Raw genomic sequence first — 5,806 nt, 5'->3', positions numbered from 1 at the left:
CTGTTGTTTGAGAACTCAATAGTGTGCCATGTTTGTTGATACCGATTGTTTTATTGATTGGTTGAATTTGGCTGCATGATGCCGTTTTGGTGGTGTTGTGTGGTTGTTTTTGGCTGGTTTCGAATTTTGCGCGTGCCTGTTTGCTGGTTTTTCCTGGTGGTGGGTGCGTGTCTGTATAACATTTACGGAGAGTTTGATCCTGGCTCAGGATGAACGCTGGCGGCGTGCTTAACACATGCAAGTCGAACGATGATCTCCAGCTTGCTGGGGGGATTAGTGGCGAACGGGTGAGTAACACGTGAGTAACCTGCCCTTGACTCTGGGATAAGCCTGGGAAACTGGGTCTAATACTGGATATGACCAATTGGTGCATGCCATGTTGGTGGAAAGCTTTATTGCGGTTTTGGATGGACTCGCGGCCTATCAGCTTGTTGGTGGGGTAATGGCCTACCAAGGCGACGACGGGTAGCCGGCCTGAGAGGGTGGACGGCCACACTGGGACTGAGACACGGCCCAGACTCCTACGGGAGGCAGCAGTGGGGAATATTGCACAATGGGCGCAAGCCTGATGCAGCGACGCCGCGTGGGGGATGAAGGCCTTCGGGTTGTAAACCTCTTTCAGTAGGGAAGAAGCGTAAGTGACGGTACCTGCAGAAGAAGCGCCGGCTAACTACGTGCCAGCAGCCGCGGTAATACGTAGGGCGCAAGCGTTATCCGGAATTATTGGGCGTAAAGAGCTCGTAGGCGGTTTGTCGCGTCTGCCGTGAAAGTCCGGGGCTTAACTCCGGATCTGCGGTGGGTACGGGCAGACTAGAGTGATGTAGGGGAGACTGGAATTCCTGGTGTAGCGGTGAAATGCGCAGATATCAGGAGGAACACCGATGGCGAAGGCAGGTCTCTGGGCATTAACTGACGCTGAGGAGCGAAAGCATGGGGAGCGAACAGGATTAGATACCCTGGTAGTCCATGCCGTAAACGTTGGGCACTAGGTGTGGGGGACATTCCACGTTTTCCGCGCCGTAGCTAACGCATTAAGTGCCCCGCCTGGGGAGTACGGCCGCAAGGCTAAAACTCAAAGGAATTGACGGGGGCCCGCACAAGCGGCGGAGCATGCGGATTAATTCGATGCAACGCGAAGAACCTTACCAAGGCTTGACATGAACTGGAACAGCGCAGAGATGTGTTGGCCGCTTGCGGCCGGTTTACAGGTGGTGCATGGTTGTCGTCAGCTCGTGTCGTGAGATGTTGGGTTAAGTCCCGCAACGAGCGCAACCCTCGTTCTATGTTGCCAGCGCGTTATGGCGGGGACTCATAGGAGACTGCCGGGGTCAACTCGGAGGAAGGTGGGGACGACGTCAAATCATCATGCCCCTTATGTCTTGGGCTTCACGCATGCTACAATGGCCGGTACAAAGGGTTGCGATACTGTGAGGTGGAGCTAATCCCAAAAAGCCGGTCTCAGTTCGGATTGAGGTCTGCAACTCGACCTCATGAAGTCGGAGTCGCTAGTAATCGCAGATCAGCAACGCTGCGGTGAATACGTTCCCGGGCCTTGTACACACCGCCCGTCAAGTCACGAAAGTTGGTAACACCCGAAGCCGGTGGCCTAACCCCCTTGTGGGGAGGGAGCTGTCGAAGGTGGGACCGGCGATTGGGACTAAGTCGTAACAAGGTAGCCGTACCGGAAGGTGCGGCTGGATCACCTCCTTTCTAAGGAGCACCTCGGACCGTTAGCGTCAGCCCACTGTGGTTGGTGTGGGGTTCGTAGGAGTATGGCCTATTGCGCGGGCGTTTGTTCCGCGGTGGGCTGCTCAAGGGTGGAATATCAACTTATAGGTGCCTGGTGGCGCCGGCTGATAGTAGAGTACGACTGCTTCTTCGGGGGTGGTGTGGAAATGGTGTTGGTTGGTGGTGATCGGGTTTATCGTATGGCACACTGTTGGGTCCTGAAATAACAGGGCCCTGATTTTCGTGCACGGTTCACATGCTTTCGTGGTTGTCCCTTTGGGGGTGGTCAGGGGGTGTGTGGGTGGTGTGGGTGGGTTGGGGTGTTGGGGTTTCTGGTTTTTCCCTGCCATGGCAGCGGAACCCTTGATGACATGCCGTTGTGGTGTGTGAGGGTTTTGGTTGGTGGTGTGGGGTTGTTGGTTGAGAACTGCATAGTGGACGAGAGCATCTTAAAAATAAGAAGCAATTTCATAAAATCTTGGTTTCAGACTTTTAGTTTGTTTCCGTGGTTTTCTCGATATGTTTTTTGATCTTTTGTGGTCAAGTTTTTAAGGGCACACGGTGGATGCCTTGGCATCAGGAGCCGAAGAAGGACGTGGGAATCTGCGATAAGCCTGGGGGAGTCGATAACCGGACTGTGAGCCCAGGATTTCCGAATGGGGAAACCCCGCCTGGCCAGCGATGGACCGGGTGACCCGCATCTGAACACATAGGGTGCGTGGAGGGAACGTGGGGAAGTGAAACATCTCAGTACCCACAGGAAGAGAAAACAATAGTGATTCCGTTAGTAGTGGCGAGCGAACGCGGATGAGGCTAAACCAGTGGTGTGTGATAGCCGGCGGGCGTTGCATCACTGGGGTTGCGGGACTTTCCGTTCTGATTCTGCCGGATCAGTGAAATGAGTGCAGGCGTATAGGTGAACGGTCTTGAAAGGCCGGCCGGAGAGGGTGTAAGTCCCGTAACCGTAATGCGTGCTGCCGTTTGGAGAGTATCCCAAGTAGTACGGGGCCCGAGAAATCCCGTGCGAATCTGCCAGGACCACCTGGTAAGCCTAAATACTCCCTGATGACCGATAGCGGACAAGTACCGTGAGGGAAAGGTGAAAAGTACCCCGGGAGGGGAGTGAAACAGTACCTGAAACCGTGTGCCTACAATCCGTCAGAGCGTTGCCGTCCTTTTGGGGTGGTGGTGTGATGGCGTGCCTTTTGAAGAATGAGCCTGCGAGTTAGTGTTACGTCGCGAGGTTAACCCGTGTGGGGAAGCCGTAGCGAAAGCGAGTCTGAATAGGGCGAGTGAGTGGCGTGATCTAGACCCGAAGCGAAGTGATCTACCCATGGCCAGGTTGAAGCGACGGTAAGACGTCGTGGAGGACCGAACCCACTTCAGTTGAAAATGGAGGGGATGAGCTGTGGGTAGGGGTGAAAGGCCAATCAAACTTCGTGATAGCTGGTTCTCCCCGAAATGCATTTAGGTGCAGCGTTATGTGTTTCTTATCGGAGGTAGAGCTACTGGATGGCTAATGGGCCCTACAAGGTTACTGACGTCAGCCAAACTCCGAATGCCGGTAAGTGAGAGCGTAGCAGTGAGACTGTGGGGGATAAGCTTCATAGTCGAGAGGGAAACAGCCCAGACCACCAACTAAGGCCCCTAAGCGTGTGCTAAGTGGGAAAGGATGTGGAGTTGCGAAGACAACCAGGAGGTTGGCTTAGAAGCAGCCATCCTTGAAAGAGTGCGTAATAGCTCACTGGTCAAGTGATTCCGCGCCGACAATGTAGCGGGGCTCAAGTACACCGCCGAAGTTGTGGATTTCAGATATTAGCTAAGCCGGAGACTTGTTCTCCTGAGTTCAGGCGTCTGGAGTGGTAGGGGAGCGTCGTGTGGGCGGTGAAGTCGCGGTGTAAACCAGCGGTGGAGCCTACACGAGTGAGAATGCAGGCATGAGTAGCGAAAGACGGGTGAGAAACCCGTCCGCCGAATGATCAAGGGTTCCAGGGTCAAGCTAATCTGCCCTGGGTAAGTCGGGACCTAAGGCGAGGCCGACAGGCGTAGTCGATGGACAACGGGTTGATATTCCCGTACCGGCGAAAAACCGCCCATACTGAGCGGGGGATACTAACCACCCGATACCTGACCGTCCACCCTTTGGGGTGACGCGGTTTTTGGTGGAGCGTGGGACCTGATCCTGGGAGGTAAGCGTATTAACAGGTGTGACGCAGGAAGGTAGCCGGGCCGGGCGATGGTTGCCCCGGTCTAAGGATGTAGGAGGGACCATAGGCAAATCCGTGGTCCTGGTTTTGATACCGTCTCTGAGACCCGATGGGCCCCGTTATGCGGGGATCCGGTGATCCTATGCTGCCTAGAAAAGCATCGGCGCGAGGTTTTAGCCGCCCGTACCCCAAACCGACACAGGTGATCAGGTAGAGAATACTAAGGCGATCGAGAGAATTATGGTTAAGGAACTCGGCAAAATGCCCCCGTAACTTCGGGAGAAGGGGGGCCTCACCCGTGACCGACACTTGCTGTCGTGAGCGTTGTGGGGCCGCAGAGACCAGGGGGAAGCGACTGTTTACTAAAAACACAGGTCCGTGCGAAGTCGCAAGACGATGTATACGGACTGACTCCTGCCCGGTGCTGGAAGGTTAAGAGGACCGGTTAGTGCCCTTCGGGGTGCGAAGCTGGGAATTTAAGCCCCAGTAAACGGCGGTGGTAACTATAACCATCCTAAGGTAGCGAAATTCCTTGTCGGGTAAGTTCCGACCTGCACGAATGGAGTAACGACTTCCCCGCTGTCTCAACCATAAGCTCGGCGAAATTGCACTACGAGTAAAGATGCTCGTTACGCGCAGCAGGACGGAAAGACCCCGAGACCTTCACTATAGTTTGGTATTGGTGTTCGGTGTGGCTTGTGTAGGATAGGTGGGAGACTGTGAACCCTGGACGCTAGTTCGGGGGGAGTCATCGTTGAAATACCACTCTGGTCATACTGGATATCTAACTTCGGCCCGTAATCCGGGTCAGGGACAGTGCCTGATGGGTAGTTTAACTGGGGCGGTTGCCTCCTAAAAAGTAACGGAGGCGCCCAAAGGTTCCCTCAGCCTGGTTGGCAATCAGGTGTCGAGTGTAAGTGCACAAGGGAGCTTGACTGTGAGAGAGACATCTCAAGCAGGGACGAAAGTCGGGACTAGTGATCCGGCGGTACATTGTGGAATGGCCGTCGCTCAACGGATAAAAGGTACCTCGGGGATAACAGGCTGATCTTGCCCAAGAGTCCATATCGACGGCATGGTTTGGCACCTCGATGTCGGCTCGTCGCATCCTGGGGCTGGAGTAGGTCCCAAGGGTTGGGCTGTTCGCCCATTAAAGCGGTACGCGAGCTGGGTTTAGAACGTCGTGAGACAGTTCGGTCCCTATCCGCTGCGCGCGCAGGAAATTTGAGAAGGGCTGTCCTTAGTACGAGAGGACCGGGACGGACGAACCTCTGGTGTGTCAGTTGTACTGCCAAGTGCACCGCTGATTAGCTACGTTCGGATGGGATAACCGCTGAAAGCATCTAAGCGGGAAGCCTGCTTCGAGATGAGATTTCCATACACATTTGTGTGAGAGGCCCCCAGCCAGACCACTGGGTTGATAGGCCGGACGTGGAAGCAAGGACTAACGACTTGTGAAGCTGACCGGTACTAATAAGCCGATAACTTACACCACACACACCACCCGTGAACGGCATCAAAAGACGTTCACACCAGGGATGGTGAAAAAGATATGCTGCCCTCGTCCACTATGCGGTTCCCAACCAACAACGGAAACCAAACACAACAAAATACAGGTACAAACTAACTGTTTCACATGTTGTAACCACAAAACTTCCCACCCCCAGGCTAAACACCAGGACGGAACGGGTAAAAAGGTTACGGCGGTCACAGCGTGGGGGAAACGCCCGGTCCCATTCCGAACCCGGAAGCTAAGACCCACAGCGCCGATGGTACTGCACCCGAGAGAGTGTGGGAGAGTAGGACACCGCCGGACAACCATTAGACGAAAGGCCCCACCCCACGGTGGGGCCTTCCGCACTTAACCACCA

General features: G+C 54.8%; 3 rRNA genes. All 3 read left to right on the top strand.

Annotated features, from left to right (window positions below):
* The first annotated feature begins 181 nt into the window (after nt 1–181).
* The 3 genes from ACX80A_RS15115 to rrf all read left to right on the top strand — a co-directional run bounded on the left by ACX80A_RS15115 (nt 182) and on the right by rrf (nt 5,751).
* Nucleotides 182–1,710, top strand: a 16S ribosomal RNA gene (locus tag ACX80A_RS15115).
* A 556-nt stretch (nt 1,711–2,266) separates the two neighbouring features.
* Nucleotides 2,267–5,430: ribosomal RNA gene (locus ACX80A_RS15110) — 23S ribosomal RNA — on the top strand.
* A gap of 204 nt (nt 5,431–5,634) precedes the next feature.
* Nucleotides 5,635–5,751 (top strand): 5S ribosomal RNA (rrf, locus tag ACX80A_RS15105).
* The 16S, 23S and 5S rRNA genes sit together here, the layout of an rRNA operon.
* The last annotated feature ends 55 nt before the right edge of the window (nt 5,752–5,806 follow it).

It is taken from the genome of Arthrobacter sp. TMN-50, from assembly GCF_054511125.1.
The sequence above is the reverse complement of the archived record's forward strand: the minus strand, read 5'-3'. Positions and strand labels throughout refer to the sequence as shown.